At 70.1% G+C, this 25,381-nt stretch carries 26 protein-coding genes, 1 tRNA gene and 1 pseudogene; 17 read left to right on the plus strand and 11 right to left on the minus strand.

Features of this window, described 5'->3' with window-relative positions; genetic code table 11:
• The first annotated feature begins 20 nt into the window (after positions 1–20).
• The 13 genes from ABLE68_RS18145 to ABLE68_RS18205 all read left to right on the plus strand — a co-directional run bounded on the left by ABLE68_RS18145 (position 21) and on the right by ABLE68_RS18205 (position 10,919).
• Positions 21–809: a helix-turn-helix domain-containing protein gene (locus tag ABLE68_RS18145; protein WP_348873330.1), complete on the plus strand. Its 789-nt coding sequence runs from the start codon at positions 21–23 to the stop codon at positions 807–809.
• Between the two features lie 4 nt (positions 810–813).
• Positions 814–1,203 (plus strand): VOC family protein, encoded by a 390-nt coding sequence (locus ABLE68_RS18150; RefSeq protein ID WP_348873331.1) that lies wholly within the window; start codon positions 814–816, stop codon positions 1,201–1,203.
• Between the two features lie 34 nt (positions 1,204–1,237).
• Positions 1,238–1,930 carry a response regulator transcription factor gene (locus ABLE68_RS18155; protein WP_348873332.1) on the plus strand — a complete coding sequence of 231 codons (693 nt, stop codon included), beginning with the start codon at positions 1,238–1,240 and terminating at the stop codon, positions 1,928–1,930.
• Positions 1,931–1,932: 2 nt separating this feature from the next.
• Positions 1,933–3,633, plus strand: a complete 1,701-nt coding sequence (locus tag ABLE68_RS18160) for a sensor histidine kinase (protein ID WP_348873333.1) — start codon at positions 1,933–1,935, stop codon at positions 3,631–3,633.
• Positions 3,634–3,678: 45 nt separating this feature from the next.
• A complete protein-coding gene (locus ABLE68_RS18165; protein WP_348873334.1) occupies positions 3,679–4,881 on the plus strand; it encodes an alpha/beta hydrolase in 1,203 nt (400 codons plus the stop codon).
• 64 nt (positions 4,882–4,945) lie between these two features.
• Complete coding sequence (gene aroH / locus ABLE68_RS18170) at positions 4,946–5,329, plus strand: chorismate mutase (RefSeq protein WP_348873335.1); 384 nt, start codon at positions 4,946–4,948, stop codon at positions 5,327–5,329.
• Positions 5,322–6,383 (plus strand): prephenate dehydrogenase, encoded by a 1,062-nt coding sequence (locus ABLE68_RS18175; protein ID WP_348873336.1) that lies wholly within the window; start codon positions 5,322–5,324, stop codon positions 6,381–6,383. The genes aroH and ABLE68_RS18175 overlap by 8 nt, the downstream gene beginning before the upstream one ends.
• An 11-nt stretch (positions 6,384–6,394) precedes the next feature.
• A complete protein-coding gene (gene cmk / locus ABLE68_RS18180; protein ID WP_348873337.1) occupies positions 6,395–7,087 on the plus strand; it encodes a (d)CMP kinase in 693 nt (230 codons plus the stop codon).
• Positions 7,084–7,842 carry a lysophospholipid acyltransferase family protein gene (locus ABLE68_RS18185; protein WP_348873338.1) on the plus strand — a complete coding sequence of 253 codons (759 nt, stop codon included), beginning with the start codon at positions 7,084–7,086 and terminating at the stop codon, positions 7,840–7,842. Before cmk ends, ABLE68_RS18185 begins: the two co-directional genes overlap by 4 nt.
• Positions 7,839–9,206 carry a ribosome biogenesis GTPase Der gene (gene der / locus ABLE68_RS18190; protein WP_348873339.1) on the plus strand — a complete coding sequence of 456 codons (1,368 nt, stop codon included), beginning with the start codon at positions 7,839–7,841 and terminating at the stop codon, positions 9,204–9,206. The genes ABLE68_RS18185 and der overlap by 4 nt, the downstream gene beginning before the upstream one ends.
• A complete protein-coding gene (locus tag ABLE68_RS18195) occupies positions 9,203–10,174 on the plus strand; it encodes a hypothetical protein (protein ID WP_348873340.1) in 972 nt (323 codons plus the stop codon). Before der ends, ABLE68_RS18195 begins: the two co-directional genes overlap by 4 nt.
• Before the next feature lie 38 nt (positions 10,175–10,212).
• Positions 10,213–10,773, plus strand: coding sequence for a DinB family protein (locus tag ABLE68_RS18200; protein WP_348873341.1), 561 nt, complete (start codon positions 10,213–10,215; stop codon positions 10,771–10,773).
• 72 nt (positions 10,774–10,845) lie between these two features.
• Positions 10,846–10,919: transfer RNA gene (locus tag ABLE68_RS18205), tRNA-Pro, on the plus strand.
• 34 nt (positions 10,920–10,953) lie between these two features.
• Here the strand turns inward: ABLE68_RS18205 and ABLE68_RS18210 are convergent.
• On the minus strand, positions 10,954–12,231 hold the full coding sequence (locus ABLE68_RS18210; RefSeq protein ID WP_348873342.1) for a tyrosine-type recombinase/integrase: 1,278 nt from the start codon (positions 12,229–12,231) through the stop codon (positions 10,954–10,956).
• Positions 12,209–12,427 (minus strand): helix-turn-helix transcriptional regulator, encoded by a 219-nt coding sequence (locus tag ABLE68_RS18215; protein ID WP_348873343.1) that lies wholly within the window; start codon positions 12,425–12,427, stop codon positions 12,209–12,211. Before ABLE68_RS18215 ends, ABLE68_RS18210 begins: the two co-directional genes overlap by 23 nt.
• 410 nt (positions 12,428–12,837) lie before the next feature.
• Between ABLE68_RS18215 and ABLE68_RS18220 the strand changes: the two genes are divergently transcribed.
• The gene (locus ABLE68_RS18220; protein ID WP_348873344.1) at positions 12,838–13,872 is read left to right on the plus strand and encodes a site-specific integrase; all 1,035 of its coding nucleotides are present in this window, start codon (positions 12,838–12,840) and stop codon (positions 13,870–13,872) included.
• Between the two features lie 8 nt (positions 13,873–13,880).
• Here the strand turns inward: ABLE68_RS18220 and ABLE68_RS18225 are convergent, their stop codons facing one another.
• The 3 genes from ABLE68_RS18225 to merA all read right to left on the minus strand — a co-directional run bounded on the left by ABLE68_RS18225 (position 13,881) and on the right by merA (position 16,564).
• Positions 13,881–14,099, minus strand: coding sequence for a hypothetical protein (locus ABLE68_RS18225; protein ID WP_348873345.1), 219 nt, complete (start codon positions 14,097–14,099; stop codon positions 13,881–13,883).
• A gap of 317 nt (positions 14,100–14,416) precedes the next feature.
• The gene (merB, locus tag ABLE68_RS18230; protein ID WP_348873346.1) at positions 14,417–15,085 is read right to left on the minus strand and encodes an organomercurial lyase MerB; all 669 of its coding nucleotides are present in this window, start codon (positions 15,083–15,085) and stop codon (positions 14,417–14,419) included.
• Positions 15,086–15,112: 27 nt separating this feature from the next.
• A complete protein-coding gene (gene merA / locus ABLE68_RS18235) occupies positions 15,113–16,564 on the minus strand; it encodes a mercury(II) reductase (RefSeq protein ID WP_348873347.1) in 1,452 nt (483 codons plus the stop codon).
• Positions 16,565–16,660: 96 nt separating this feature from the next.
• Here merA and ABLE68_RS18240 point away from each other — a divergent pair, with 96 nt between their 5' ends.
• The 3 genes and pseudogenes from ABLE68_RS18240 to ABLE68_RS18250 form a co-directional block, all read left to right on the plus strand.
• Entirely contained in the window at positions 16,661–17,050 is a 390-nt protein-coding gene (locus ABLE68_RS18240; RefSeq protein WP_348873348.1) for a heavy metal-responsive transcriptional regulator, read from the plus strand.
• On the plus strand, positions 17,047–17,511 hold the full coding sequence (locus ABLE68_RS18245; RefSeq protein ID WP_348873349.1) for a YdeI/OmpD-associated family protein: 465 nt from the start codon (positions 17,047–17,049) through the stop codon (positions 17,509–17,511). Before ABLE68_RS18240 ends, ABLE68_RS18245 begins: the two co-directional genes overlap by 4 nt.
• 311 nt (positions 17,512–17,822) lie before the next feature.
• A pseudogene (locus tag ABLE68_RS18250) lies at positions 17,823–17,990 on the plus strand (YnfA family protein); the annotation flags it as partial.
• Between the two features lie 310 nt (positions 17,991–18,300).
• Here ABLE68_RS18250 and ABLE68_RS18255 read toward each other — a convergent pair.
• Genes ABLE68_RS18255 through ABLE68_RS18280 form a run of 6 tightly spaced genes read right to left on the minus strand, consistent with a single transcriptional unit; the run spans position 18,301 to position 25,276 of the window.
• Positions 18,301–19,065 (minus strand): hypothetical protein, encoded by a 765-nt coding sequence (locus ABLE68_RS18255; protein ID WP_348873350.1) that lies wholly within the window; start codon positions 19,063–19,065, stop codon positions 18,301–18,303.
• A gap of 50 nt (positions 19,066–19,115) precedes the next feature.
• A complete protein-coding gene (locus ABLE68_RS18260) occupies positions 19,116–19,469 on the minus strand; it encodes a hypothetical protein (RefSeq protein ID WP_348873351.1) in 354 nt (117 codons plus the stop codon).
• Complete coding sequence (locus ABLE68_RS18265) at positions 19,466–20,503, minus strand: SDR family oxidoreductase (protein WP_348873352.1); 1,038 nt, start codon at positions 20,501–20,503, stop codon at positions 19,466–19,468. The genes ABLE68_RS18260 and ABLE68_RS18265 overlap by 4 nt, the downstream gene beginning before the upstream one ends.
• A gap of 41 nt (positions 20,504–20,544) precedes the next feature.
• Positions 20,545–22,323 carry a glycoside hydrolase family 15 protein gene (locus ABLE68_RS18270; protein WP_348873353.1) on the minus strand — a complete coding sequence of 593 codons (1,779 nt, stop codon included), beginning with the start codon at positions 22,321–22,323 and terminating at the stop codon, positions 20,545–20,547.
• A complete protein-coding gene (locus ABLE68_RS18275) occupies positions 22,320–22,781 on the minus strand; it encodes a hypothetical protein (RefSeq protein WP_348873354.1) in 462 nt (153 codons plus the stop codon). Before ABLE68_RS18275 ends, ABLE68_RS18270 begins: the two co-directional genes overlap by 4 nt.
• Complete coding sequence (locus tag ABLE68_RS18280; protein WP_348873355.1) at positions 22,781–25,276, minus strand: molybdopterin oxidoreductase family protein; 2,496 nt, start codon at positions 25,274–25,276, stop codon at positions 22,781–22,783. The genes ABLE68_RS18275 and ABLE68_RS18280 overlap by 1 nt, the downstream gene beginning before the upstream one ends.
• Between the last annotated feature and the right edge of the window lie 105 nt (positions 25,277–25,381).

The raw sequence follows: 25,381 nt of genomic DNA on the forward strand, positions 1-25,381 counted from the left end.
TCCACCCTTACGGTTGAAGTGTGAGCCGGTCCGTCAGTCCTGCGCTGGCGCCGTACGTCGCCTCGTTGGTCGCCTACGACGTCGACCTGGGCGCGCCCGGGGTGCACCGCGGCCTCCCGTCGACGACCCTGACCTTCGTGCTGCCGATCGGCCAGCCGCTGGACGTGGGCTGGCGGGGGCTCCCGGACAGCCGAGCTCGCCGCTGGTCGACCGTGTCCGGCCTGCACGCCCACCCGGCCGAGATCCACCACGACGGCACCCAGCGCGGCGTCCAGCTCGCGCTGACGACCGCGGGGGCCCGCGCGCTCCTGGGAGTGCCGGCCGCCGACCTCGCCGGCGAGCTGGTCGAGCTCGCCGACGTCGTACCCGGTCTGCGGCACCTGCCCGAGCAGCTCGCCGGGTGCCGGCCCGGTGAGCGCGAGCGTCTGGTCGAGCAGGTGCTGCTCACACACCTGCGCGACGCGGCACCGCGGGCCGAGGTCGGCAGGGCGCTGGCACAGCTGACTCGTGGGGTGAGCGTCCAGGCCGTCGCCGACGAGGTCGGCTACAGCCGCCGGCACCTCGGCACCCTGGTCCGACGCGAGTGCGGCCTCACGCCCCAGGACCTGCGCCGGATCGGCCGCTTCGAGCGCTCCCGCACCCGTCTCGGCCGGGCACCGCTCGCGACGGTCGCCCAGGCGTGCGGGTACGCCGACCAGGCACACCTGACGCGCGACTGGGTCGAGCTCGCGGGCTGCCCGCCGACGACCTGGCTGCGCGAGGAGTTCCCATTCCTTCAAGACCTGGCCGGGGAAGACCCGGCAGGCTGAGGCCATGAGCGCAGCAGACGTCAGGCACTGGCAGACCATGTCCTTCCGGGACGCCGACGCGATGATCGCGTGGTTGTCGGCGATCGGCTTCACCGAGCACGCGACCTACCGCGACGAGGCCGACGCCTCCGTGGTCGTGCACGCCGAGTGGCTGTGGCCAGGGGGCGGCGGGATCATGTTCGGCTCGCAGCGGCCCGACGGCGTCGTCGTCAACGTCGGCGGATCCGCGGCGTACCTCGTCGTCGACGACCCCGACGACCTCTTCGACCGCGCGGTCGCCGCCGGCGCCACCGTGGTCCGGGAGATGGTCGACCAGGACTACGGCGGCCGCGGGGGCAGCGTCGAGGATCCCGAGGGCAACCACTGGTCGTTCGGGAGCTACCAGCCGTCCTGACAGTTCCCTGACACGAGCGGCGTAGGGTCGCCGCGTGGCGCGGATCCTGGTGGCCGAGGACGACCCCAAGCAGGCCGAGCTCGTCCGGCGCTACGCCGTCGCCGCGGGTCACGAGGTCACCGTGGTGACCGACGGCCGGGCAGCCCTGGACGAGGTGGCGCGTCGCCTGCCGGACCTGCTGGTGCTCGACGTGATGATGCCTCGGCTGGACGGCCACGACGTCTGCCGGGCCCTGCGTGCTGCGCCCGAGACCGAGGCGCTGCCCATCCTCATGCTGACCGCCCGCGCCAGCGAGGACGACCTGCTGGACGGCCTCGACCTCGGTGCGGACGACTACCTCACCAAGCCCTACAGCCCCCGCGAGCTGATGGCGCGGACCAGGGCGCTGCTACGCCGGCACCGGCTGGACACGCTGGGGGCGACCCGCCCGGAGGTCGCGGTCGGGTCGCTGACCGTCACCCCGGCCACCCGCGAGGTGACCTTCCGGGGTGAGCTGGTCGACTGCACACCGGGGGAGTTCACCCTGCTCGAGGTGCTGGCGGCCGCGCCCGGCCGGGTGTTCACCCGCGAGCAGCTGCTCGGTGAGCTGCACCGTCCCCACGGCGGCGGTGGTCACGTCACCCACCGCACCGTCGACGTCCACGTGGCGAACCTCCGCAAGAAGCTCGATCCCGCCGTCATCCGGACGGTCTACGGGGTCGGCTACGCGTTCGCCGTGCCGAGCTGATCGTGGCCGTCTCGCGTGTGCCCTGGCGGCGCAGCCTGCTCCTGCGGATCGTCGCCGTCGGCGTCCTGATCGCCCTGGTCGCGATCGCCGCGGCGACCTGGGCGACCGTGCGAGCGACCACGGTCGCCGTCCGCGATGCCCAGCAGAACTCGTTGCACACCGAGGCGAGCATCTACGACACCCTCGTGGGCTACGCGGCCAGCCACCCGTCCTGGGCGGGTGCCGGGACCGTGGTCCAGAAGCTCGCACGCGAGGCAGACCGGCAGGTGACGGTCACCGACACGTCGGGCCGGGTGCTCGTCGACTCCGCCGGGGCGGATGCTGCTCGCTCACCGGCGGGAGCCCGGGCGACGCTCGACCCGCTCGCGGTGGATCCGGTCCTGCTCGCGGGCGCTGACGACGGGACCGACCAGTCACCGGTCGACGTCGGGCCAGTGGCCTGTCCGTCGGGCTCGTCCTCCTGCGGGCGTCGGGTCGTCGGGCCTCCGGCACCCATGGACGGGCGCGTCGTCGCGGTGGGCAGGACCTCGGACTCGCCCCTGACCGCCGAGAGCTTTCCGAAGACCCAACCCCGGCGGTGGCACCGGGTCGTCCAGCAGGTCGACGCGTGCCTGGCCCGTGCCGGGCTGCCCAGGGCCGAGGGCCTGACCCCTGCCTTCGGCGTCGTCGTGCGCGAGTCCGGTCGGCAGGCAGCGGTCGCGAGGTGCGCCGACCACGCTCGTCGCAGCTGGTACGCCGGGCAGGTCGCCCCTCCCGCGCTGCTCTTCGTCAGCGGCGAGGCCGGGTCTGCCGAGGTGTTCTGGGACCTGTCCCGGGACAGCAAGGTGCGGATCGTGCTGTTGGCCGGCGGCGTTGCTCTCGTGGTGCTGACGATCTGCCTGCTCTTCGGCGGCAGCGTGGTGCGTCCGATCCGCAGGATGGCGGTCGCCGCCCAGCGCGCAGGGGACGGCGACCTGGACGCGCGGGTGCCGGACCGGCGCCGCGACGAGATCGGTGAGGTCGCCCGCGCGTTCAACCGGATGGCCGACCGGCGACAGCAGCTGGAGGGCGCCCGTCGCCGGATGGTCAGCGACGTCTCCCACGAGCTGCGCACGCCCCTGGCCAACGTGCGCGGCTGGCTCGAGGCCGTGCAGGACGGCCTGGCCGAGCCAGATGCTCGCCTCGTCGCGAGCCTGCACGAGGAGACGTTGCACCTGCAGCGCCTGGTCGACGACCTCCACGACCTGAGCGTCGGCGATGCCGGCGAGATGCGTCTGGACCCCGTCGAGGTCGAGGTCGCCGTCTTCCTCGAGCAGGTGGCCGACGGTTTCCACGGCGCGGCCGGATCGGTGGGAGTGGTCCTCCGCGTCGAGGCGGAGCCGGGAGCCGCCGTGGTTGCCGACCCGGTCCGGATCCGCCAGGCGGTGGGCAACCTGGTGGCGAACGCGATCCGGCACACGCCCCCCGGTGGGGAGATCGTCCTGCGCGGGGGAGACGGCGTCCTCGAGGTCGCCGACACGGGCGCGGGGATCCCCGCCGCAGACCTGCCGCACGTCTTCGAGAGGTTCCGCCGAGCCGACGCCTCACGCAGCCGCGCCACCGGAGGCAGCGGCCTCGGCCTCGCGATCGTCCGCCAGATCGTGGAGGCGCACGGCGGCGCGGTCACCATCGAGAGCGACGTCGGCGTCGGGACCCGGGTCCGGATCACGCTGCCCGGATCCTGACGCCGTCCTGACGAGTTCCTGACATCCCTCGACCAGGCTCGACCCATGAGAAGAATCCTGATCGCGCTCGGGCTCGCGCTCGGACTGCTGTCCACCGTCGTCCCGTCCACAGATGCAGCGACGCCCGCGTCGGGCCACGCCCGGCAGGTCCGGGTCTACGACTACGACCTCGGCGACTCCGCCTTCACGGTGTCCGGCTTCCACGCCTTCGACCGCCACGGGATGCCGTCGAAGCGGCTGGCGCCGATCGAGCTGATCGGCCGGGTCTACGCGCCGGCGCACTCCGCGGGTGAGCGCCTGCCACTGGTGGTGATGGCCCACGGCCTCTTCTGGACCTGCGCCGACGACGCCACCGCCGAGGTGTCGGGGGACTGGCCCTGCCGCGGTGGTCTCACCGGCATCCACAGCGAGCGCGGCTACGACTACCTCGGACGGACGCTTGCGGCCCGGGGCATGGTCGTCGTCTCGATCAGCGCGAACGGCGTCAACGCCGGCGAGCTCGGTGAGGTCGCCGACAAGGCGCGCGGAGTGCTCGTCTACCAGCACCTGCGGATGTGGCGCAGCCTCGTCCGGGACGGGAACGGCCCGCTCCAGGGAGCCTTCACGGACGCTCGGACCGGTCGTCCGGCCGCCCCGGACTTCCGTCGGTCCGTCGACCTGCACGACGTCGGCCTCCTGGGCCACTCCCGCGGTGGCCGCGGCATGATGTGGGCCGCCGCGGACAAGCACCGCCACCGGGTGCCCGACGGTGTCCGGTTCCGCGCGGTGTTCGGTCTCGCGGCAGCCGAGCCTCCCTTCCTGGACGGGCGGGCCCGCCGGGTGCAGGTCTCGCAGATCCCGCTGATGTCGTGGATCGGCGGGTGCGACGCCACCGGCGACGACTCCTACAACCGCCTCGCGCAGCGGGGCGGCGACCCCGTGAACATCGCGATCACCGTGCACGGCGCCAACCACAACAACCTCAACTCGCGGTGGTCCGCCCACAGCGGGCTGCCCGGCGGCGAGGACGACGCGGCGCACCCGACCGGCCGTCCCGGTCGGTGCTTCGACGGGTTCGACGACTCGAACCTCCAGAAGACCCTGGGCTACCGCGCGGAGCAGCGGGTCGCGTCGACGTACGTGAAGGCGTTCTTCGCCCGCTACCTGCAAGGGGACCACCGCTACGACACGGTCCTCGCCGGCACCAGGAAGCCGATGCGGGACGTGACCGAGGTCGACGTGCAGCAGTTCGCGCCGGCGGGCCGCTGAGCGACCCGTCTCGCGCTGCTCACGGTCGACGCCGCCGGGGTCGCGTCCCCGATAACCTCTGCCTGTGGCAGTGAGAGCAGTGCGAGGCGCGACCCAGCTCGACGAGGACATCCGGGACCACATGCTCGAGCGGGTCGCCGAGATGGTCACCGACGTCATGGAGTCCAACGGCCTCGAGGTCGACGACTTCATCTCGGTGATCTTCACGGCGACCTCCGACCTGGTCTCCGAGTTCCCGGCGTACGCCGCTCGCCGGCTCGGCTTCGGCGACGTGCCGCTGATCTGCGCGCGCGAGCTCGAGATCGCCGGCTCCATGCCCCGGGTCGTGCGGATGATGGCGCACGTCGAGACCGACCTGCCCAAGGGCGACATCACCCACGTCTACCTGCACGGCGCCGCCGCGCTCCGGCGCGACCTGACCCGGGTCCGCGCGGTGCCGGATGAGTGAGCTGACCGGACCGGTCGAGATCGTCGGAGTCGGGCTGCTCGGCACCTCGGTCGCGCTCGCCTGCCGGCGCGCCGGCCTCGACGTGCTGCTCACGGACATCTCCGACGACCACGTCCGGACCGCGTCCGCCCTCGGCGCCGGTCGCCCCCGGCAGGTCGACGACCGGCCGCAGCTCGTGGTCGTCGCCGTGCCGCCCGACCACCTGGGCGCCGCGATCGCCCAGGCGCTGCGCGACTCCGACGCGGTCGTCACCGACGTCGGCAGCGTCAAGACCGGCCCGCTCGCCGCGGTGGCGGGGGAGCCGGGCGTCGAGCGCTACGTCGGGGGCCACCCGATGGCCGGCAGCGAGCGCTCCGGCCCGCTGGCGGCGACCGCCGACCTGTTCGAAGGACGGCCGTGGGCGGTCGCGCCCCACCCGGACGCCGACGCGGACGCGGTGTCGCTGGTCGAGCAGCTCGCCCAGCTGTGCGCCGCGGTCGTCGTACGCCTCACTCCCGAGGACCACGACCGCGCCGTCGCGCGCACGTCGCACGTGCCGCACCTGCTCGCCTCGCTGGTCGCGGGACGGCTCGTGGACGCGCCCGCCGACTACCTCAAGCTCTCCGGCCAGGGCGTGCGTGACGTCACCCGCATCGCCGCCGGGAGCCCCGAGCTCTACGGCCAGATCGTCGCCGCGAACTCGACGGCCGTCGTCGAGCTGCTCGCCGAGGTGCGAGCGGGCCTCGACGCGATGATCACCGCTCTCACCGACGCCGACCGCGCCCAGCTCTGGGAGCTGCTGGAGCGCGGCGTGGACGGGACGCGCGCGATCCCCGGCAAGCACGGTGGACCGGTGCGGCCGACCGCGTCGGTCTTCGTGTCGGTCCCCGACGAGCCCGGCGTGCTCGCCCGCCTGTTCCTCGCGGCGGGGGAGATCGAGGTCAACATCGAGGACGTGCGGATCGACCACGACCTCGGCCGGCAGGTCGGTGTGGTCGAGCTGATCGTCGACGAGACCCGCGCCGAACACCTCCTCGGCTCTCTGGACTCTCGGGGTTGGGTCACTCACCGGTAGGCTGCGGGCCCGTGAGCAGCTCCACGTCTTCGTCCCTCGCCGGTCTCGTCGTCGCCGTCGACGGCACCTCGGGATCCGGCAAGTCGAGCACGTCGCGTGGGGTCGCCGACCGCCTCGGCCTGCGCTACCTCGACACCGGTGCGATGTTCCGGGCGATGACGTGGTGGATGCTCCGCGAGGGCATCGACGTGCACGACCCGGCGGCCGTCGCGGCGCGGTGCGACGAACCGGTCATCGTCTCCGGCACCGACCCGCTCGCGCCCACGATCACCGTCGACGGTGTCGACGTCGCCGTCGGCATCCGCAGCGACGAGGTCAACGCCGCGGTGTCGCCCGTGAGCGCGGTCCCCGAGGTGCGCACGCGCCTGCTCGAGCTCCAGCGCTCGGTGATCGCCGACGACGGCGGGATCGTCGTCGAGGGCCGCGACATCGGGTCGGTCGTCGTCCCCGACGCCCCGGTCAAGCTCTACATCAGCGCCGACCCCTCCGCCCGCGCCCGGCGCCGCGCCGCCGAGCAGGGTGGTGCCGACGTCGCCGCGACCGAGGCGTCCCTGCTCGCCCGCGACAAGATCGACTCCGGACGCGCCACCGCCCCGCTGACCATGGCCGACGGCGCGGTGCACATCGACACCACGCCGTACTCCCTGGACGAGGTCATCGACCAGGTGGTCGACCTGGTCGAGCGAGCAGGGGCGCACCCGTGACCAACCCCCACCTCGCGCGGCCGCGCAGCGACCAGGTCAAGCGCCCGGCGCGCTACCTGCTCCACCCGCTGCGGCCGCTCGCGCGCTGGATCATCCGTCGGCGGTACGACGTGCAGCTGCACCGCACCGAGCTCGTGCCGCCCTCGGGCGCCGTGATCTTCGCCTCCAACCACGTCGGGGTCGTCGACGGTCCGCTGCTCGCGATCTTCGCGCCGCGGCCGGTGCACGCGCTGACGAAGGTCGAGATGTTCCGCAACTGGTTCATGGGTCCCTTCCTGCGGCAGGCCGGGCAGATCCCCCTCGACCGGTTCCGCACCGACCCGGCCGCCGTGAAGATGTGCCTGCGCGTGCTGCGTGACGGTGGCACGATCGGCATCTACCCCGAGGGCAGCCGCGGGGCGGGCGACCTGGAGCGGTTCCACCGGGGAGCGGCGTACCTCGCGCTGGTCTCGGGCGCCACCGTCATCCCGGTCACCACGCTCGGCAGCCGCGAGCCGGGCGGCTCGAGCGGGTCGCTGCCGCACCGCGGGGCGGTCATCGACCTGGTGTTCGGCGAGCCCTACGAGATCGCCGCCGTCCCGTGGCCGCGCACGCGGGAACAAGTGGAGAAGCAGTCGTTGTTGCTCAGAGAGCACATGCTGGTCCAGCTGGACCAGGCGCGCGCGTTGACCGGGCGGGAACTGCCTGGACCGCTGCCCGCCGCCGATGTGGAACCCGACCCCGACACCGGGGTCACCGATCAAGGAGCACCATGACCGAGCCCACGCCCGACGAGACGCCCGAGGGCGCCCCGGAGTCGATGGGTCCTGTCCCTGTCCTCGCCGTCGTCGGCCGACCCAACGTCGGCAAGTCGACCCTCGTCAACCGGATCATCGGCCGCCGCGAGGCCGTCGTCCAGGACATCCCCGGCGTCACCCGCGACCGCGTGTCGTACGACGCCAACTGGGCCGGCCGCGCCTTCACCGTCGTCGACACCGGCGGCTGGGACCCGGACGGTCGCGGCCTCGCCGCCTCCATCCGCGACCAGGCCGAGATCGCGGTCAAGCTCGCCGACGCGGTGCTCTTCGTGGTCGACGCGACCGTCGGGATCACCGACGCCGACGAGGCCGTCGTCCGCATCCTGCGTGCGTCCGGCAAGCCGGTCGTCCTGGCCGCCAACAAGGTCGACGACCAGCGCACCGAGGCCGAGGCCTACGGGCTGTGGAACCTCGGGCTCGGCGAGCCGTGGCCCGTCTCGGCCCTCCACGGCCGCGGCTCGGGCGACATGCTCGATGCCGTGCTGGCCGCGCTGCCCGAGCCTCCGCCGGAGTCCTTCGAGGAGGTCGGCGGACCGCGCCGGATCGCGATCGTCGGCAAGCCCAACGTCGGCAAGTCCTCGCTGCTCAACCGCCTCGCCGGCGAGAACCGCGTCGTCGTCGACAACGTCGCCGGCACGACCGTCGACCCCGTCGACGAGCTGATCGAGCTCGGCGGCCAGACCTGGCGCTTCATCGACACCGCGGGCATCCGCAAGCGGGTCAAGGAGGCCTCCGGCCACGAGTACTACGCGTCGCTGCGTACGTCGACTGCGATCGACCGCGCCGAGGTGGCCGTGCTGGTCATCGACGGCGGGCAGAGCATCTCCGAGCAGGACGTCCGGATCCTCCAGACCGTCCGCGAGGCCGGCCGCGCCCTCGTCATCGCCTTCAACAAGTGGGACCTGGTCGACGAGGAGCGCCGCTACTACCTCGAGCGCGAGATCGAGCGCGAGCTCGTGCAGGTGCAGTGGGCGCCGCGGATCAACGTCACCGCTCGCACGGGGTGGCACGTCGACCGGCTCGTCCCCGCCCTGGAGAAGGCGATCGCCGGCTGGGAGACCCGGATCACCACGGGTGCGCTCAACTCGTTCCTGGGTCGCCTGGTCGCCGAGCACCCGCACCCGGTGCGTAGCGGCAAGCAGCCCCGGATCCTCTTCGGCACCCAGACCTCGATCGCGCCCCCGACGTTCGTGCTCTTCACCAGCGGCAAGCTGGACGCGGGCTACGAGCGCTTCATCGAGCGCCGGCTCCGCGAGGAGTTCGGCTTCGTCGGCACCCCGATCGTGCTCGAGCAGCGGCCGCGGGAGAAGCGGAAGCGGTGATCCGCCGGCTGCTCGTCCTGGCCGTCGCCGCCACCGCGGTGACAGCCCCGGCGAGCGCCCACCGCATCGACCCGCACGCCGACCGGCCGGTCTCGGGCACCTCGTGCACAATATTTCCGGCAGACAACTGGTGGCGTGCTGACATCAGCGATCTCCCGGTCGCGTCGCGCAGCCGGCAGTGGCTCTCGCACATGTCGACCGGAGTCGACCTGCACCCCGACTTCGGCCCGTCGTACGGCGACGGCCCCGACTACGGGATCCCGGTCACGGTCGTCGGAGGTGGTCACCCGACGGTGAAGGTCCGCTTCGACTACGCGAGCGAGAGCGACCACGTGCGCTACCCGCTCGGGAAGGACACCCGGATCGAGGGTGGCCGCGGGTCGTCCGGAGACAAGCACGCGATCGTCGTCGACAAGGCCGACTGCAAGCTCTACGAGACCTGGAACACCCGGGTCAGCCGCGGGCACTGGAAGGCCGGCTCCGGCGCTGTCTGGTCGCTGACGAGCAACGACCTGCGCACGGACGGCTGGACCTCCGCGGACGCCGCCGGCCTGCCGATCCTGCCGGGTCTGCTGCGCTGGAACGAGGTGAGGTCCGGCGACGTCGACCACGCGATCCGCTTCACCACCGACGTCTCGAGCCGGCATCACCTGTGGCCCGCCCGCCACGACGCCGGATCCAAGAGCAGCCTCGCCTACCCGCCGATGGGCGCCCGCTTCCGGCTGAAGCCCGGCTTCTCGACGCAGGGCTACTCGGCGTACGCCGTGACGGTGATCAAGGCGATGAAGACCTACGGCCTCGTGCTCGCAGACAACGGCTCCCCGTGGTACTTCCAAGGCGAGCAGAACGCCCACTGGCCCACCCACCTGATCGAGGACCTCAAGCGGATCCCCGCGTCGGCGTTCGTCGCGGTCGACACGTCCTCGCTGCAGGTCTCCCCGAACTCCGCCCAGGTCTCTTCTGATTGAGGACAGAACCTGACCTGTGTGGTTCCTAGGGTCGGGGCATGACGACGACCACGATGACCTCCCGAGACACGACCACGGAGCGCGAGGACCTTCTCGCGCTCCTCCACAAGCACCGGGACCTGTTCCGGTTCACCGTCCAGGGTCTCTCCGACGAGGCCGCCCGCTCGCACCCGACCGTCAGCGCGCTGAGCCTCGGCGGGCTGATCAAGCACGTGACCAAGGTCGAGGACAACTGGGCGACCTTCATCGTCGAGGGCCCGGGCGTCCGGCCCGAGATCGACTGGGAGACCGTCGACTGGAGCAACCCGCCCGCCGCGGTGCGCGACCACCTGGACAGCTTCCAGATGCGTGAGGACGAGACCCTCGCCGAGCTCCTGGCGGCGTACGACGTGGTGACCGAGGCGACCGACACCCTGCTCGCCAACCCCGCCCTCGACCTGGACCACCGCCAGCCGCTGCCGGCGGCGCCGTGGTTCGAGCCGGGCGCGTCCTGGTCGGCGCGCCGGGTGATCGTGCACATCATCGCCGAGACCGCCCAGCACGCCGGCCACGCGGACATCATCCGCGAGACCATCGACGGCCAGAAGTCGATGGGCTGACCCGATTCCGAGACAGGGCCCCCGCTGCGGTAGTGTTCACGCCGGTTCGTCGCTCACGAGGCGACGACCGTTCGGGCTGTAGCGCAGCTTGGTAGCGCACTTGACTGGGGGTCAAGGGGTCGCAGGTTCAAATCCTGTCAGCCCGACCGAAAAACTGCCTCTGACCTGCGGGAACGCAGATCAGAGGCAGTTTCCGTTTTGACGTGGATCCCCAGAATGGTCGTTTATTGGTCGTAAACGATTCGCGGCCCACGAATCCGAGCGTGCGTCGTCGCTCTCAGCCAGCCGCTCGAGGACCTCGGAGAGGTCGGCCGAAACCGGTGGCTTGGCGATGTAGTGGTCTCGGGTTACCTGGCTCGAGGAGTGGCCGAGCTGGCGCGAGGCGAGCTCAGACGTCGCTGCCTCTGAGATCAGCGTCGCCACCGTCTTACGGAACGTGTGCGGGGTGACCCATTCGTAACCGGTGTCCTTGCGGATCTGCCGCCACCGCCTCTCGATGTTGACGACCTGATGCCACGTGCCGTTGCGGGTCGCGAAGACGGCGTCGTTCTCGTTGGGAGTCGCGAACTCCCGGCGCACCCGGAGCAGCTCGGCGGCGAACCGGGGGAGCACCACGGTTCGCCGGCTGGTGTCCGTCTTCGGTGTGGACTTCCGGTAGGTGCCTTTCCCCGTCTCGGTCTTGATCGTGCCTGACACCGTGAGGGTGGGCAGATCCCCGTCGAGATTCAGGTCGCTCCAGCGCAAGGCGAGGATCTCGCCAATGCGGCACCCGGTGGCGAGCATCAAGTCGATGATGTCGGCCATGTCACCGTTGGCCCTGGGTCCAGGCCGGTCTGCGTTGACCCACCGGCGTACGGCTGCGCGGATCTCGATCAAGTCCTCGATCCGCAGGGCCTTGGTCTCCTGCTTCGGTCGGTGAACCCGGGTTGTCCCGCGGGCCGGGTTCGTCGGGATCGCGTCGTGTCTGACCGCGAGGTCGAGCATGGCCCCGAGGACGACCTTGGCCTTGCGTTGCCGGTTCACGCTCTGATCGCGCAACTTCAGCAGGAGCCGGTCCAGGCGCCCCGTGGTGGCCTCGCGGAGCTTCAGCCCGCCAACACTGGGTAGCACCAGGTTGTCCAGCACCCGGCGGTACTCGTTGATGGTGGTCTGCTCGATCCTTCCTTCGGCCTCGAGACCAGTGATCCACTGGTTGGCGAGGTCGATCAGCCGGGTCTCTGCTGTAAGGTGTTCACCTGCTGGCGTGGTGCGCGTTCCCAGGACGTCTCGAAGCGCTCGCTCCGCAGCCGCCTTGCTCGGACCCGTCGCAGTGACACGACGAGTGTTGCCGTCGGTGTCACGGAACCGGGTCAGTGCTCGGTAGCTGCCGTCGCGGATCTTCTCGGTGGTGATGGTCCCCCATGTGCCGAGGGGGAGTGGCGGCCTGGCCATGGTTCTACTCGCCTGCTGCGGGCTCAAGGTGCTCGACGATCCAGGCGTCGAGGTCTGCGCGCCGGTACCGCAGGCAACCGCCCATCTTCACGGCGCGCGGTCCGAACCCGACCCGGCGTGTCCGCCAGGTGTACAGGGTCGCCTTCGGGATCGCCAGGTAGGCCGCAGCCTCGTCGATGGTGAGGATCATGCTGCCGTGGCTGGTGTCGACGGTGGTACTCATCGTGTGCTCCTTCGTGATCACGAGGACAGGTTTGCCCTCGTGTCTGAAGGTGTGCAGCCCTTACCGCGCAGGCTGTGGAGAATTGACCCCCAATCGACCCTCTGGAGCGATCGCAGGTGCCACGCCGGACGGCTGCTGTGCATCGGACCGACCGGCGTGACCTCGCGGGGAGCATCTGCTGCTACGTGACGTCGGGTGTCGGGTAGCGATCGAGCTTGCTGTGTTTTGCGCTCTTAGCCAGAGGTCGCAGGTTCAAATCCTGCCCCCGCTACAAATTTCAGGCTCGGAGATCGTGGATCTCCGAGCCTGAAAGCATTTGAGATTTGATACGACAGCCAGAAACCGGCCTTAGCGTCCCCAACTCGGACCCGGACGGGTCAGCCGCCGTCGCGGATCGATAGGACGAGCGCATGAATATCGCACTCGTCACCGCCTACGACGCCACCCTCGCCACCGCAGCCCCGGTCCCCGGCCTCCGCAGTCTCGGCTGGTCTGAATCCCCACCCCAGGGACTGTCCGACCTGGACCTCACCCGGATCACCGATGCCATCGCAGCCGGCCGCGCAGCGTCCACCCGAAGGACGTACGCCTGGCAGTGGGGACGCTTCGAACGCTGGTGCGCCGGACGGGGCATTACCGCGATGCCTGCCTCACCGGTCACTGTCTGCGCCTACCTCGCCGACTTCGCCGCCCAGGGCGTCGCCGCTGGGACCATCGAGTGCGCCTGCGCCGCAATCGCCGCCGCCCACGAGACCGAAGGCGAGGTGAACCCGATCGCCGACCAGTCGGTCAAGGCCGTCCGGCGCGGTCTGCGTCGGACCCTGGGCACCGCACCGCGCCGCCAGTCCCGACCCTTGAGCACCGACGACATCCGCCGCATGCTCGCCAACATCGACCGCGCGACGGCCCGCGGAGCCCGGGACGCCGCCCTCATCCTGGTCGGATTCGCCTCGGCGCTGCGCCGCTCTGAGCTCGCGGGCCTTGAGCTCGCCGACATCGAGCCCAAGCCCGAAGGCCTGCTCATCCGCGTCCGCAAGTCCAAGACCGACCCCGAAGCCCGCGGCCAGCTCGTCGGCGTCGCCGACGGTCGGCACGCCGAGACCGACCCCGTCACCGCCCTCGACGCCTGGCTCGCCCACCGAGGCACCTGGCCCGGACAGCTCTTCACCGGCTTCCACCATGACCGCATCGGCTCCCGCCCCTTCACCGGCAGCGGCCTGGCCCGAATGCTCAAGGAACGCGCCGCAGCAGCCGGCATCCCGTCCGAGCGCGTCAGCGGACACTCGCTCCGGGCCGGACACGCCACCACCGCCGCCCTCGCCGGGGTCGGACTCGACCGCATCGCCGCACAGACCCGGCACACCCGGATCTCCACCCTGGTCGAGCACTACATCCGACCCCTCGAAGCCATGCGGGTCACCTCCAGCCGCGACCTCGGCCTCTGAGCGCACAGTCAGGGGGTCGCGGTCAGCCGGCCGTCGGCGTCGCGGGTGTAGCCGAGACCCCCGGCGTTATTGGCGTCGAGGAATCCCGCGATGTCACGCTCGGTTGCGTACGCCGCCACGTCGACGATAACGAAGTTGGCCACCACGGGGTCATCGGCCTGCGCGTTGGCCAGGGCGTTGGCAGTGGGCCCGCATCGGCCGCATTCGACGGAGAAGAAGAGCACCACGGTCGGCTGCCGCGGAATCTGAGGTGCCGCGGCGGCGGGTCACGGTCCAGACGACTGCCGCAACGAGCAGGGCGACCGCGGCGCCGAGTACCCAGGGGTTGCCCAGCCAGCCTCCGATGACACCCAGGGCGCCCGCTGCGATCAGTGCGGGCCCGGCGCAGCAGACCGCTGCGAACAGGGCCACCCCTGATCCGAGCAGCAACCCGGACGGTCCCGACCCGTCGGGCGGTCCCGGCGAATCGGACCTGTCGTTGTTCATGATGGCTAGTTCCTTGCTGGATGGTCGGCTGTGGTTGGTGGGCTTGGGGTGGCGGAGGTCAGCAGCAGGGGTGCTTCGCGGTCGCGTTCGGGGTGGGTTTGGTTGCGGGGGCGACGCGGTCGAGCATCGTGGTGGTGAGATCGGTGGCCAGGCGGTAGGCATCGGCGACCGGGAGGATTTCGCCTCCCGGGTTTGCCTCCAGCCACGGCTGGGCGTCCTCGGCGGAGGTGAAGTAGTGGACCTGGTTGCAGAAGGATGAGCGGATCGAGCTCAGGTCCTCGGGGTTGACCAGGGACATGACCGCTGTGGCCGGCTCGACCGCGGTCACGCCGGTGGGGGTGGCGGTCACTCGGACCGTGCCGCCGCTGGTCGGGGAGGTCGACTCGATCGTCGCGGCCCTGTCGATGATGACGGGGAAGATCAGGGTGTCCAGGGCACACCAGGTGTAGAGCTCTTCCCCGTCCACGGTGAACCGGTGGCGGGTGGGCCGCAGCGTCAGGCCCTGGCCCACGATGTGGCCCTCGTCGTCGTACTCGGTCTCCGGCGTCGCCGCCAAGGCCGTGCGGGTGGCCTCCTCGGTGAGTCCGGCGGCGTCGGCGAGGTCGGTCACCGCGACCGGTTCTCCGGCCGCGAGCAGGCGCAGCAGCGGCACCAGCACGGCCGGGTCGAGCCCGGATTCGTTCGGGGAGACCAGCCGGTTGTTGAGGTCGTGACTGAGAGAGGTCATCAGGATCCTTCCGAAGTTTCGGGGTTGTTAGGAGGCGCAGCAGGAGAGCATGGAGACGTCGGTGGTGAAGGACTGGCAGGCGATCTTGATGCCCTCGGCCATGGTCAGGTAGGGCGCCCATTGGTGCGCGACCTGATAGACGCTCATGCCGGCTTCGAGGAGGTAGACCCCGGCGGCGGCGAGCTCGCCGGCGTCCTTGGCGACCGCGGTCAGACCCAGGATCTGCCCGGTGGCGGCATTGGCGACAATCTTGATGAAGCCGCGGGTGTCGCGGTTGACCAGTGCCCGGGGCACGTACTCCAGGGGCAGCACCCGGCAGTCACACGCGATACCGGCGGCCAGGACCTCGGCCTCGGTCATCCCGACCGAGCCGAGTGCGGGACTGGTGAAAGTGACCCGGGGCAGGTGACGGTAGTCGACCTCCCGGTCGGCGCCGGTAAAGGCGTTGTCGACGATCATCGTGCCGTGGGATGCGGCGACGTAGACGAACTCGCGGTGACCGGTGACATCCCCGGCGGCCCAGATCCGCGGGTTGGAGCTGGCGAGCCGGTCATCGACCACGATCTCGCCCAGGTCCCCGGTCTTGACGTCGACCGCCTCCAGGTTCAGGCCGTCGGTGACCGGGCGCCGGCCCAGTGCGACCAGCAGCCGGGAGGCACGGAACTCCTGGGTCCCGCCCGAGACGGTGGCGGTGGCGACCACCTCGCCCGTGGTCTCGTCACGACGTACCGACGTGGCCGTGGCGCGGCGGACCACCCGGATTCCCTCGTCGGCGAACACCCCGATCAGCGCCTTGGACGCCTCCGGTTCCTCCCGCGAGGCCAGCCGGGACCGCACCAGCATGGTCACCTTCGAACCGAGCCGGGCGAAGAGCTGCGCCTGCTCCAGCGTCACGTACCCGCCGCCGAGTACCAGCAGCGACTCGGGCACCTCGTCGAGCTCCATCGCCGTGGTGGACGTCAGGTACTCGACCCCGCTGGGGTTCTCTGGTCCGGCCAGACCATCGATGGGCGGGATCCAGGGCTGCGACCCGGTGGCGACCAGGTAGTGGCCGGCCTCCACGGTCTCGGTGGTGCCATCGGTCCGCGCCACATCCAGCGCCGGGGCGTCGCCGGTGCCCGTGAAGGTCGCGTCACCCTGCACGATCGGCCAGCCGTAGGCCGCGGCCACGTCGGCGTATTTCTCCGCGCGCATCGACTCGACCAGGGCCTGCTTGCCAGCGATGAGGGCGGGCATGTCCACGTCCGCCGCCGAGGCGGCGATCCCCGGGAACCGGCCGGCATCACCCGCGACGTGCCGGACCTCGGCCGTAGCGAGCAGGGCCTTGGACGGAACGCACCCCGTGTTCACACACGTGCCACCCAAGGTGGCCCGCTCGATCATGACCACGGACCTGCCGAGCTTGGTGGCGTGGATGGCGGCAGCGAAGGCGGCGCCGCCGGACCCCACGATCGCGAGATCGACCTTCATGTCGGGCATATCAACGCCTCCCGGGGCTTGGTTCGGACTGGGTACGCGGCCATACTGGACCTTCCAGTGCAGGGGAAGGTCAAGCCGCATGAGGGACCAACGTCCATGAGGATCGGTGAACTCGCCGAGGCGACCGGCACGACGACCAAGACGCTGAGGTTCTACGAGGATCAGGGCCTACTCCCGGCCGCCGACCGAACCCCGTCGGGCTACCGCGACTACACCCCCGACATGCTGGGCCGACTCGACTTCATCCACCGCGGGCAAGCCGCCGGCCTCACGCTGGCCCAGATCAAGCAGATCCTCGGCATCCGCGACAGCGGCACGCCACCGTGCGGACACGTCAGCGACCTGCTCACCGAACGCCTCCGCGACCTCGATGCCCAGATCGCCCAGCTGGTCGATCTCCGCCGCTCGATCGCCGAGCTCCACGACAACGCCGCACTGGCCGAGCCCGACACCTGCCCGCCCGACCAAGTGTGCCGCTACCTATGAGCCGGCAACAGCGATTCCGCACCACGGTCAGTGTCGACCAGCGCGGTCGCACCCTCGTACCGATCCCGTTCGATCCCGACCAGGTCTGGGGCTCGAAGACCCGCCACCCGGTCAACGGATCGGTGGATGGACGCGGAATGCGCGGTGTCATCGAGAAGCGAGCCGAAGGGCCGGTCATCGCGCTGGGGCCAGCCTGGTGCCGGGTCCCGCTTCCCGACGGCGCAACGATCGAGGTCGTGCTCGAACCCGAGGGGCCCCAACGCGCGAACCTCGCCCCAGACATCGCCCAAGCACTCGATGCTGCCCCCGAAGCGGCAGCCTCCTTCGACGCGCTCGCACAGTTCTACCGCACCAAGTGGCTCCGCTGGATCGACTCGACAAAACGCCAACCCGACCAACGCCCGGTCCGCATCGCAGAAATGATCAGCCTTCTCCAACAGGGACTCAAAGAGCGGCCCTGAGGCTCGGCCATCGCCCTGCATGAGAGCGGACCCGCTGTCAGTGCGGCAACTTTGAGAGCCGGGCGCCGACGTGAGCGGGCGGCCTTAGGCCAGGTCCTGGTCTCGCTTCCACTGCGCCGTGGCTGAACTCTTGTGGTGAATCCCGAACAGCCTGGCGGGGAACCACCACTTGACCGCCCGACCGACCGCGGTACGGCGGCACCAGCAGTCGGCGTCGCATCCACACTCGCGGTTGCGAGGGTTGTGGATACGCTGCATCACGGTGCGGCTCACAATGGTGAGTCTAGGTCGCGCACGTTGAGGGCAAGGAGGACGCACACTTCGGCCGCATCCTCGCCGCCTACGGGGGCGTCTTCATCGCCGGCTCACTCGCCTGGGGGATGGCGATGGACGGCTTCAAGCCCGACCGCTACGACGTCATCGGTGCTCTCGTCTGCCTCGCCGGCGTCAGCGTGATCATGTACGCGCCGGGACCCTAGGATTCGAACCAGCGGCCACGAACCGGCCACGAACAGTCGGCCACGATCCCATGCCACCCCGTTACAATCCGAAGTGGACTGTGAGGTCTTCCCGTGTAATCCCGAGGAGATCCGCGATCTTCCAAGCCACTCCGTAGCGTCCGATCTCGCCCAGAGGGTTTCGGTTCAAATCAGGTCAGGACTCCTGACTTGCACGGCTTCTCGGGTACGGCCCGCACCGCGTCTTGTTCCGATGTCGGGGCCGCTGACCCCAGTGGTCGCGGCCGACGGCTCCACGTCGGCCGGTTTCGGTGCCGGAGCGGTGGTCGGTTCATCCATCACGGTCCGGTGGTCCCGGGTTCACGTCGTTGTAGCTCGCGGGGGTCGGACGCGCGCCACCTGCGAGAGCCAGGACGATTGTGATCACGCCACAAGCCGTCTCCACGATGACTAGGTCCGTTCGGTCGTGTTGAGCGAACAGACCACCGAGTAGGAGTCCGAGGCCGGCCAGTGTCGCCAGTGCCACGGCCATGAGATGGCGTCCGACGCCGGTGGCGATCCTGATCCCAGCGAGCCCACTCAGGATGACCAGCCCGGTGTCACGCAAAGCTGAGTCGTGGCCGTTGGCGGAGTGAGCCAGGAACCAGGGTTGGCTGACGACTACGAAGGTAGTGATCCCCAGCAGGGACCAGCCCGCGATCGGTGCGAGTGGGGGAGAGGTGGTTGGTCGCGCTCTGAGGAGTGCGTCGGTTCTGGCGGTGGTCTGTGCCGCGTGGAGCCGTGCGTTGGGCTCACGTACCGACTCGCGAGTCGAGACAGCCTCGTGCACGTCGCCTCGCACGATTTGCCGCATCTCCGTACCCGCGGAGAGCTCTGGAGAGGCGTCGTACATGATGCCGCCAGCAACGCTGCTGGCTGCACCGAGCACCAGAAGGGCCGCGCCGGTGATCGAGCACCACAGGGAGAGCAGCGCGATGCCGAGCCCGAAGACACCCAGGCCGGCCAGGGCCACCGCGAGTCCGCCCCAGACCCATCGGGGACGGACGAGGGGTCGCCGCGTGCTGTGGTCTGGATGAGACCACTTGGAGGTGGTCATAGCAGGTTCCTTGCTGGTCGGGCGGAACCGACGGTGCACAGTGGTCGCATTCACTCCGTCTGCTCCTGGAGATCAGCGCCGGCGAAGGCGACAGCGGCTCCCGCACTCAGCAGGGCCAACCGCCGGTGGTTGCGCGACAGGGCGGCGAGGCCGAGCATCGAGGCCGCGTGCACCAGGTCGACAAGTGCGTCCGCCTCTGGCAGCCACGGGCGTTCGAGGATCATGCCGCCACCGGATTGGACGACGTAGCGCGCCCCGAGTAGGCGCACCGTGCGGCGGGTGGCTGCGCTGTAGCTCACCGCGCTGTGGTGCCCCTTGGTGAGGTGTAGAAGCAGGCCGGGTCGGCTCAGGGCCACGAGGCCGAGCCCGAATCGGGCGACGTCGACGGGACGGGTGCGCCTCATGAGGCCCTCCGAGCTGGGCTGCGCGAGGTCCTGCCTGCGACGAGGGTCATCCCGAGGGCGAGCGCGCCGGTGGCGGCGAGAGCGCGGCGGTGCTGTGAAGCCCATTGTTGGGGCGAGTGGTTCAAGGCTCGATCGGGAAAGGGGCCGGTGGGCCCGAAGTCTTGTCCGTCGGGGCCGTCGACGGGGTGCCACAGGTTGTTGGGCTTGTCGGCTGGCTTGTCCTGGGCGGTCTGCTGGGAGGAAACGCCGGTGCGGGCGAGGTAGCGGTCGAGCAGTCCGCCGGCGACCCGGTTGGCGATGATGGTGCCCGCGGTCGCGATCCCGACCCAGTACGCGCGGCGTTCGGGATGCTCGGCGGCGTAGAGCACTCCCCGCGCGGCGACCTCTGGTGCGTAGAAGGGCGGCACAGGTTGCGCCTGTTTGGGAAGCTTGGAGAGCACCCAGGTGAACTGCGGGGTGTTCACGCCTGGCATGGCGACCGAGGTGACGCGGACGCTGCTTCGGTCATGACGCAGCTCGGTGAGCAGCGACTCGTGGAAGCCCCACATGGCGTGCTTGGCGCCGCAGTAGGCCGACTGCAGCGGGATACCACGGTGGGCCAGCGCCGAACCGACCTGGACGATGACGCCCTGGTCGCGTGGGAGCATCCGGCGCAATGCGGTGCGGGTGCCGTTGACGAAGCCGAGGTAGGAGACCTCGGTGACACGTCGGAACTCGTCTGGCTTGATGTCGATGAACCGGGCGAAGACCGAGGTGAAGGCGTCGTTAACCCATACGTCGATGGGCCCCAGCTCGTTCTCGACACGGTCCGCCGCGACCTCGAGGGCGTCGTGGTCGGCGGTGTCGACGCTGATCGGCAGTGCGGTTCCGCCCAGTGCGCGGACCTCACTCGCCGCAGCTTCCAGGCCTGTGGTTCCGCGTGCCAGAAGGGCGACTCGGTCACCGCGAGCCGCGAAGACGCGTGCGCTGGCCCGGCCAATCCCACCGGAGGCTCCGGTGATGACGACGACGCGTGGACTGTGGGAGGTGATCATGTGTGGCTCTCCTGGGGTCGGTGGTGGTTGGTGGAGTCCTGTCAGCGGGCTCGGGCTGTAAAGCCGCGGGAGTTGACGCCTGCTTCGCCGAGTCGCTGGGCGGTCTCGAGGAGCAGCGCGTGGACGAACGCCTGGGGAAGGTTGCCGCGAAGCTGGCGCTGGACCACGTCGTACTCCTCGGCGAACAGACCCGGTGGTCCTAGCGACCCCCGGTTGCGCTCGAACCAGCGTGTGGCGCTGAGGATGTCGCCTTGGTCCAGGCATGCCAGCGACAGGTGGAAGCCGCTGAGGACGAAGGCGCCCTCGGCTTCGTGAAAGGGGACCTGTGGGTCGTGGCGAAAGCGGTAAACGTAGCCATCGTCGGTGAGCTTCTCGATGACGGCACGGATCGTGGCGATGTTGCGCGGGTCGTCCTTGGGTACGGCGCCGCGGATGCCGGGCAGCAACAAGGAGGCGTCCACAGCTGGGTCGTGTGGCGAGCGCTGCCAGCGACCATCGGAGTGCAGGCAATCTTCGTCCACGGAGTCCACAAGGCGATCGGCGAGTCGCTCCCAGGTGGCACCCACGCTTCCCCCTCGCCGGGCGCTGACGGCCCGGAGGCCGGCTGCGCACATCAATCGCGAGTGTGCCCAGTGGCGGTCGCGGAGCTCCCAGATGCCGGCGTCGGGGTCGTGTTGTCGCTTCTCGATGGCGTCCACGAGGCTTTCGACGGCGTGCTGGCCCTCGGTGTCGAGCCTGCCGCGCCCTTCGGCCGCGGCGAGGAGGAGCAGGCATTCGCCCAGCGCGTCGAGCTGGAACTGCTGATTGACGTGGTTGCCCACTCGCACGGGGGCTCCCGGGTAGCCGGGCAGCTTGAGGGGCCGCTCGTCGGGAACCGGGTCGCCGTTGACCGTGTAGGCCGGGCGCAGTGTGGGGCCGTCCTCGAGAACCCGTGCCGAGACGAACCTGACGGCTGCGTCGAGCAGGCTGTGACTGTCAACGGCTGCGGCCGCCAAGCCTGCGTAGCACTGGTCGCGAATCCAGGCATAGCGGTAGTCGTAGTTGCGTCCCTGGTTGGCACGCTCAGGGAGGGCGGTCGTGGCGGCGGCCACCATCGCGCCTGAAGAAGTCGTGAGCCCTCGCAGGACGGCGTGGGAGTGCCGCGACTCACCAGGGGCCGCGGAGCTCGAGAGGTCCGGGCATGCGGCGGACCAGGCGCGTTCGGTTCGCTGCCATTCTTGGACCGGATCGGGGAGCTCCTCGTCAAGCCGGCGGCGGCTGATCTCGAGCACGAGGTCGTGGTGGGCACCTGCGGGGACGTCGATGGCTGCGCGGATCTTGCCGTCCACGAGCCGGGCGTGGGTGGGGGCGCCGGACCAGCGGAAGTGGACGTCGCCGCTGTGTCCGGTCCAGACGCCTTCTGCGCTGCGTCCTACGATCATGGGCCGGGCTCCGAACTCGGCACGGCAGTCCAGTTCGACGATGACATGGGCGTCGCCGAGTGTGGCCTCGATGCGGCGCAGCACCACGACTCGGTCGGGATATCCGGGGAAGGCGAGGGCTTCGCGGCACTCGGTCACTGCTGTCCCTGAGGTCCAACGGCTGCGCCAGATCAACGTGTCCTGTTCGTAGTGCCCGCCCCACACGTAGCGGGCGTCCTGAGGGCTGACGGAGTACTCGCCGTGGCCGCCGAGGAGGCTGGAGAAGATCGCATCGTCGTGCCACTGCGGGGCGCAGAGGAAGGCGATGTTGCCGCGTGGCCCGATCAGGGCGCCGCGTTCGCCGTCGGCGAGCAGGGCGTACTGGCGCAAGGGCACCGGAGGATGGTTGGGGTGAGTCATGGCGCGACGATCAGCGCCTGAGGTGCCGCTACCTTCATCCGGGTGTTCAGCCAGGTCAGCTGCCGGGACGTCTCCTCGTTCGCAGTGGTAGCGACATCGAGAAGCTCGGCATCACGGAGACCTTGGGCGCCTTGGGCGATCACGGTCCAGGTGGTCTGCACGAGGGTGGCCAGCACGTGGAGGTCCTGGAGGTCGCGCAACAGCCCGATCTCGCCGTCGCGGGCTTGAGCGAGTCCATCTGCATGCAGCCGTTCGGGTTCCTCGATGTCGTCCTCGCCATAGCGTTCGGCGATGGGCGCCAGCTGTCTACGGTGCCGGTCGCACATCTCGGCCAGGAGGTTGCACGTGTGGAAGACGTCGACGGCCCGGGCGTGCCCCAGCCCGACAGCACGGAAAGACTCCGCCAGTATTTGTTCGCTGCGGTCGGCCAGTCCGACGTAGGTGGACAGGTGCGGCATCAGGTCCTCCGGCTGCTGGGGTCGAGGGCGTAGTGCGGGGTATCGGCGAGCACCTCGGAGGAGGTGGCTCCTCCGGGTGGTGACGCCGGCGCTTCAGCGGTCTGGGGGGCGGCGGGTGCTGAGGCGGCCGTTGTAGGGGCGGGGGAGGGGCCGTCGCCGTCGCGGGTCTTGGTAACGCGGCAGGCGGCGGTCTTGAAGTAGGGCTGTTTGGAGACCGGGTCCCACACCGTCATGGTCAACTCGTTGGCGAGCCGGTGCTCGGCGTCCGGCGCGAGGTCGTGGGGGTCCCAGTGTCCGTAGTGAAAGGGCGCGAAGACCGCGCCCGCCATGACGGTCCCGACGCGGGCGCGGACCTCGATGGCACCTCGTGGGGACTCGACGCGGACCCAGTCGCCCTCAGAGATGCCGAGGCCTGCGGCGTCGGTGGGGGAGAGCTCGACCCACGCGTCAGGCGCGGCTTGGTCCAGGGAGCGGGCTCGGCCGGTCTTGGTACGGGTGTGGAACTGGTAGACGGTGCGTCCGGTGGTGTAGCGCAGCGGATAGTCCTCGGACGGTTCCTCGTGCGGTGGCGTGTAGGCGGCGCCCTTGAGGAATGCCCGACCCGCCGGGGCCATCGCCCGGTGCTCGGTCTCGGTGACGGCCCCGCCGGTGAGCAGGTCGTGGCCGTAGGTCTCGCACTCGTCGGTGTCGGAAGGGAACCTTCCGTCGGCGTACAGGCGGTCGGTGCCGTCCGGGTGCTCGTCGTTCACCGGCCACGGGATGCCGCTGGGCCCGCGGAGCTTGTCGTAGCTCAGACCCGTGTAGTCGATAGGTCGACCTCGGGTGGCTTCTCGCCACGCATCGAAGGCCTCCTCGGAGGTGCGCCAGCCGATCAGGGGGTCGCCCTCGATGTTGGTGAACTTCATCGCGTCGGCGTAGGCGAGAAAGATGTCGAGGTCACTGCGCGCCTCGTCCGGCGGCTCGACGGCTTGCTCGGAGAGGTGGACGGTGCGGTTGACATTGGTGAAACACCCCGTCTTCTCCCCCCACCCCGCTGCGGGGAGTACGACGTCGGCGAGCTCGGCGGTCTCGGTCAGGAACAGGTCCTGCACCACGACGAAGCACTGCTCGCCGGCCAGGATCTTGCGGATCCGGGCGGACTCAGGCATCGAGACGGCCGGGTTGGTGGCGGAGATCCACAGGAAACCGATCGAGCCGGTTTCGGCATAGGACATGATCTGCATCGCATGTGTGGGCGGCGCCCAGTGCGGAATGGTCATCGCATCGACCTTCCACAGGTCGGCCAACTGCTGGACGTGAGTCGGGTTGTCCCAGTTGCGAAAACCCGGCAGGTCACCGTCGGCACCGCATTCGCGGTTGTTCTGGGCCGTGGGCTGCCCGTTCATCTGCAGCACGCCGCAGCCGGGACGGCCGATCTGGCCGCGCAGCAGGTGCAGGTTGTTCACCGCAACCGACGCAGCGGTGGCCTGGTGGGACTGGTAGAAGCCCTGCAGCACGGTCGAGAGGACGGCCTCGCTCTCACCGAAGATCCGGGCGGCCTGCCGCAGGTCCGCTGCGGGCACGCCGCAGATCCGCTCCACCTCTTCTGGGGTATACGGCGCCACCGTGTCGCGCAGGTCGTCGACGCCGATCGCGTGCTCCTCGACCCACTCCGTGTGCACCCAGCCGTGGGTGAACAGCTCGCGGGTTAGCCCGTTCATCAGCGCGAGGTTCGTGCCGACCCGTGGTGCGAGGTGGATCCCGCCCGTGCGTTCCGCCTCCGCCGCGACGAGTGTGTGGCGAGGATCGACGCACACGATGCGCGGCGGGTCCTCCCCGCGCGTGCGGTCAAGGATCCGCGCCCACAGCACGGTCTGGGTCTCGGGCATGTTGTGCCCGAACAGGAAGATCGCGTCGCAATGCTCGATGTCGGTGTAGGAGCCCGGCTGCCCGTCGGCGCCGAAGGACTCCTTGAACGCCGCCGCGCTCGTGGCGGTGCACAGGCGGGTATTGCCGTCCATGTGCGGGGTGCCGAGCCCTGCCTTCCCGATCACCGCCAGCGTGTAGTACTCCTCCAGAAACAGCTGACCGCTGGTGTAGAAACCGTGCGAGAGCGGCCCCTTCTCCGCCAGCAGCCCCTTCGACACCTCGACGATCCGACCCATCGCGGTCTCCCAGTCGGTCTCCACCAGCTGACCGTCGCGTCGCACCAACGGACGGGTCAGCCGGTCCGACGAGGAGGCCCACGGCGTACTGCCGTAGAGCCCCTTAGGCCCCAGACGCCCGTGATTGACCGTGTCTCCAGCCCGTCCGCGAACCCCGACCATCCGCCCGTCCTTGACCGCGATGTCACACCCGCACCCGTTGCTGCACAACAGGCACGCGGACTGCACCCAGCGCTCCACATCAGCCTCGGCGACGCCCTCCTCCAGATGGAGGTCCACGCGGGCCGGCCAAACGGTTCCGCGTGGATGCGGGGTGCCTTCGCCCCAGATGTCATTGATCCGATCAACCATGGGGTCGTGACCTTTCCTCGTGACTCCTCAGCGGGAATGCCGACTGAGCTCATCTATATGCGTACACGCATGTATGCTGTTAAGCAAGTAGTGGTAGAGCGAAGG

It is taken from the genome of Nocardioides pollutisoli (genome assembly GCF_040045055.1).
GTDB classification, from domain to species: domain Bacteria; phylum Actinomycetota; class Actinomycetes; order Propionibacteriales; family Nocardioidaceae; genus Nocardioides; species Nocardioides tweenelious.

Excerpts from the sequence above, each read along its gene's own strand:
- ABLE68_RS18165 (WP_348873334.1), top strand. The coding sequence starts at position 3,679 with ATGAGAAGAATCCTGATCGCGCTCGGGCTCGCGCTCGGACTGCTGTCC.
- ABLE68_RS18220 (WP_348873344.1), top strand. The coding sequence starts at position 12,838 with ATGAATATCGCACTCGTCACCGCCTACGACGCCACCCTCGCCACCGCA.
- merA (WP_348873347.1), bottom strand. The coding sequence starts at position 16,564 with ATGCCCGACATGAAGGTCGATCTCGCGATCGTGGGGTCCGGCGGCGCC.
- ABLE68_RS18275 (WP_348873354.1), bottom strand. The coding sequence starts at position 22,781 with ATGCCGCACCTGTCCACCTACGTCGGACTGGCCGACCGCAGCGAACAA.
- ABLE68_RS18270 (WP_348873353.1), bottom strand. The coding sequence starts at position 22,323 with ATGACTCACCCCAACCATCCTCCGGTGCCCTTGCGCCAGTACGCCCTG.
- ABLE68_RS18260 (WP_348873351.1), bottom strand. The coding sequence starts at position 19,469 with ATGAGGCGCACCCGTCCCGTCGACGTCGCCCGATTCGGGCTCGGCCTC.
- der (WP_348873339.1), top strand. The coding sequence starts at position 7,839 with ATGACCGAGCCCACGCCCGACGAGACGCCCGAGGGCGCCCCGGAGTCG.
- ABLE68_RS18150 (WP_348873331.1), top strand. The coding sequence starts at position 814 with ATGAGCGCAGCAGACGTCAGGCACTGGCAGACCATGTCCTTCCGGGAC.
- merB (WP_348873346.1), bottom strand. The coding sequence starts at position 15,085 with ATGACCTCTCTCAGTCACGACCTCAACAACCGGCTGGTCTCCCCGAAC.
- ABLE68_RS18245 (WP_348873349.1), top strand. The coding sequence starts at position 17,047 with ATGAGCCGGCAACAGCGATTCCGCACCACGGTCAGTGTCGACCAGCGC.
- ABLE68_RS18240 (WP_348873348.1), top strand. The coding sequence starts at position 16,661 with ATGAGGATCGGTGAACTCGCCGAGGCGACCGGCACGACGACCAAGACG.
- ABLE68_RS18265 (WP_348873352.1), bottom strand. The coding sequence starts at position 20,503 with ATGATCACCTCCCACAGTCCACGCGTCGTCGTCATCACCGGAGCCTCC.
- ABLE68_RS18215 (WP_348873343.1), bottom strand. The coding sequence starts at position 12,427 with ATGAGTACCACCGTCGACACCAGCCACGGCAGCATGATCCTCACCATC.
- ABLE68_RS18175 (WP_348873336.1), top strand. The coding sequence starts at position 5,322 with ATGAGTGAGCTGACCGGACCGGTCGAGATCGTCGGAGTCGGGCTGCTC.
- ABLE68_RS18255 (WP_348873350.1), bottom strand. The coding sequence starts at position 19,065 with ATGACCACCTCCAAGTGGTCTCATCCAGACCACAGCACGCGGCGACCC.
- ABLE68_RS18200 (WP_348873341.1), top strand. The coding sequence starts at position 10,213 with ATGACGACGACCACGATGACCTCCCGAGACACGACCACGGAGCGCGAG.
- ABLE68_RS18280 (WP_348873355.1), bottom strand. The coding sequence starts at position 25,276 with ATGGTTGATCGGATCAATGACATCTGGGGCGAAGGCACCCCGCATCCA.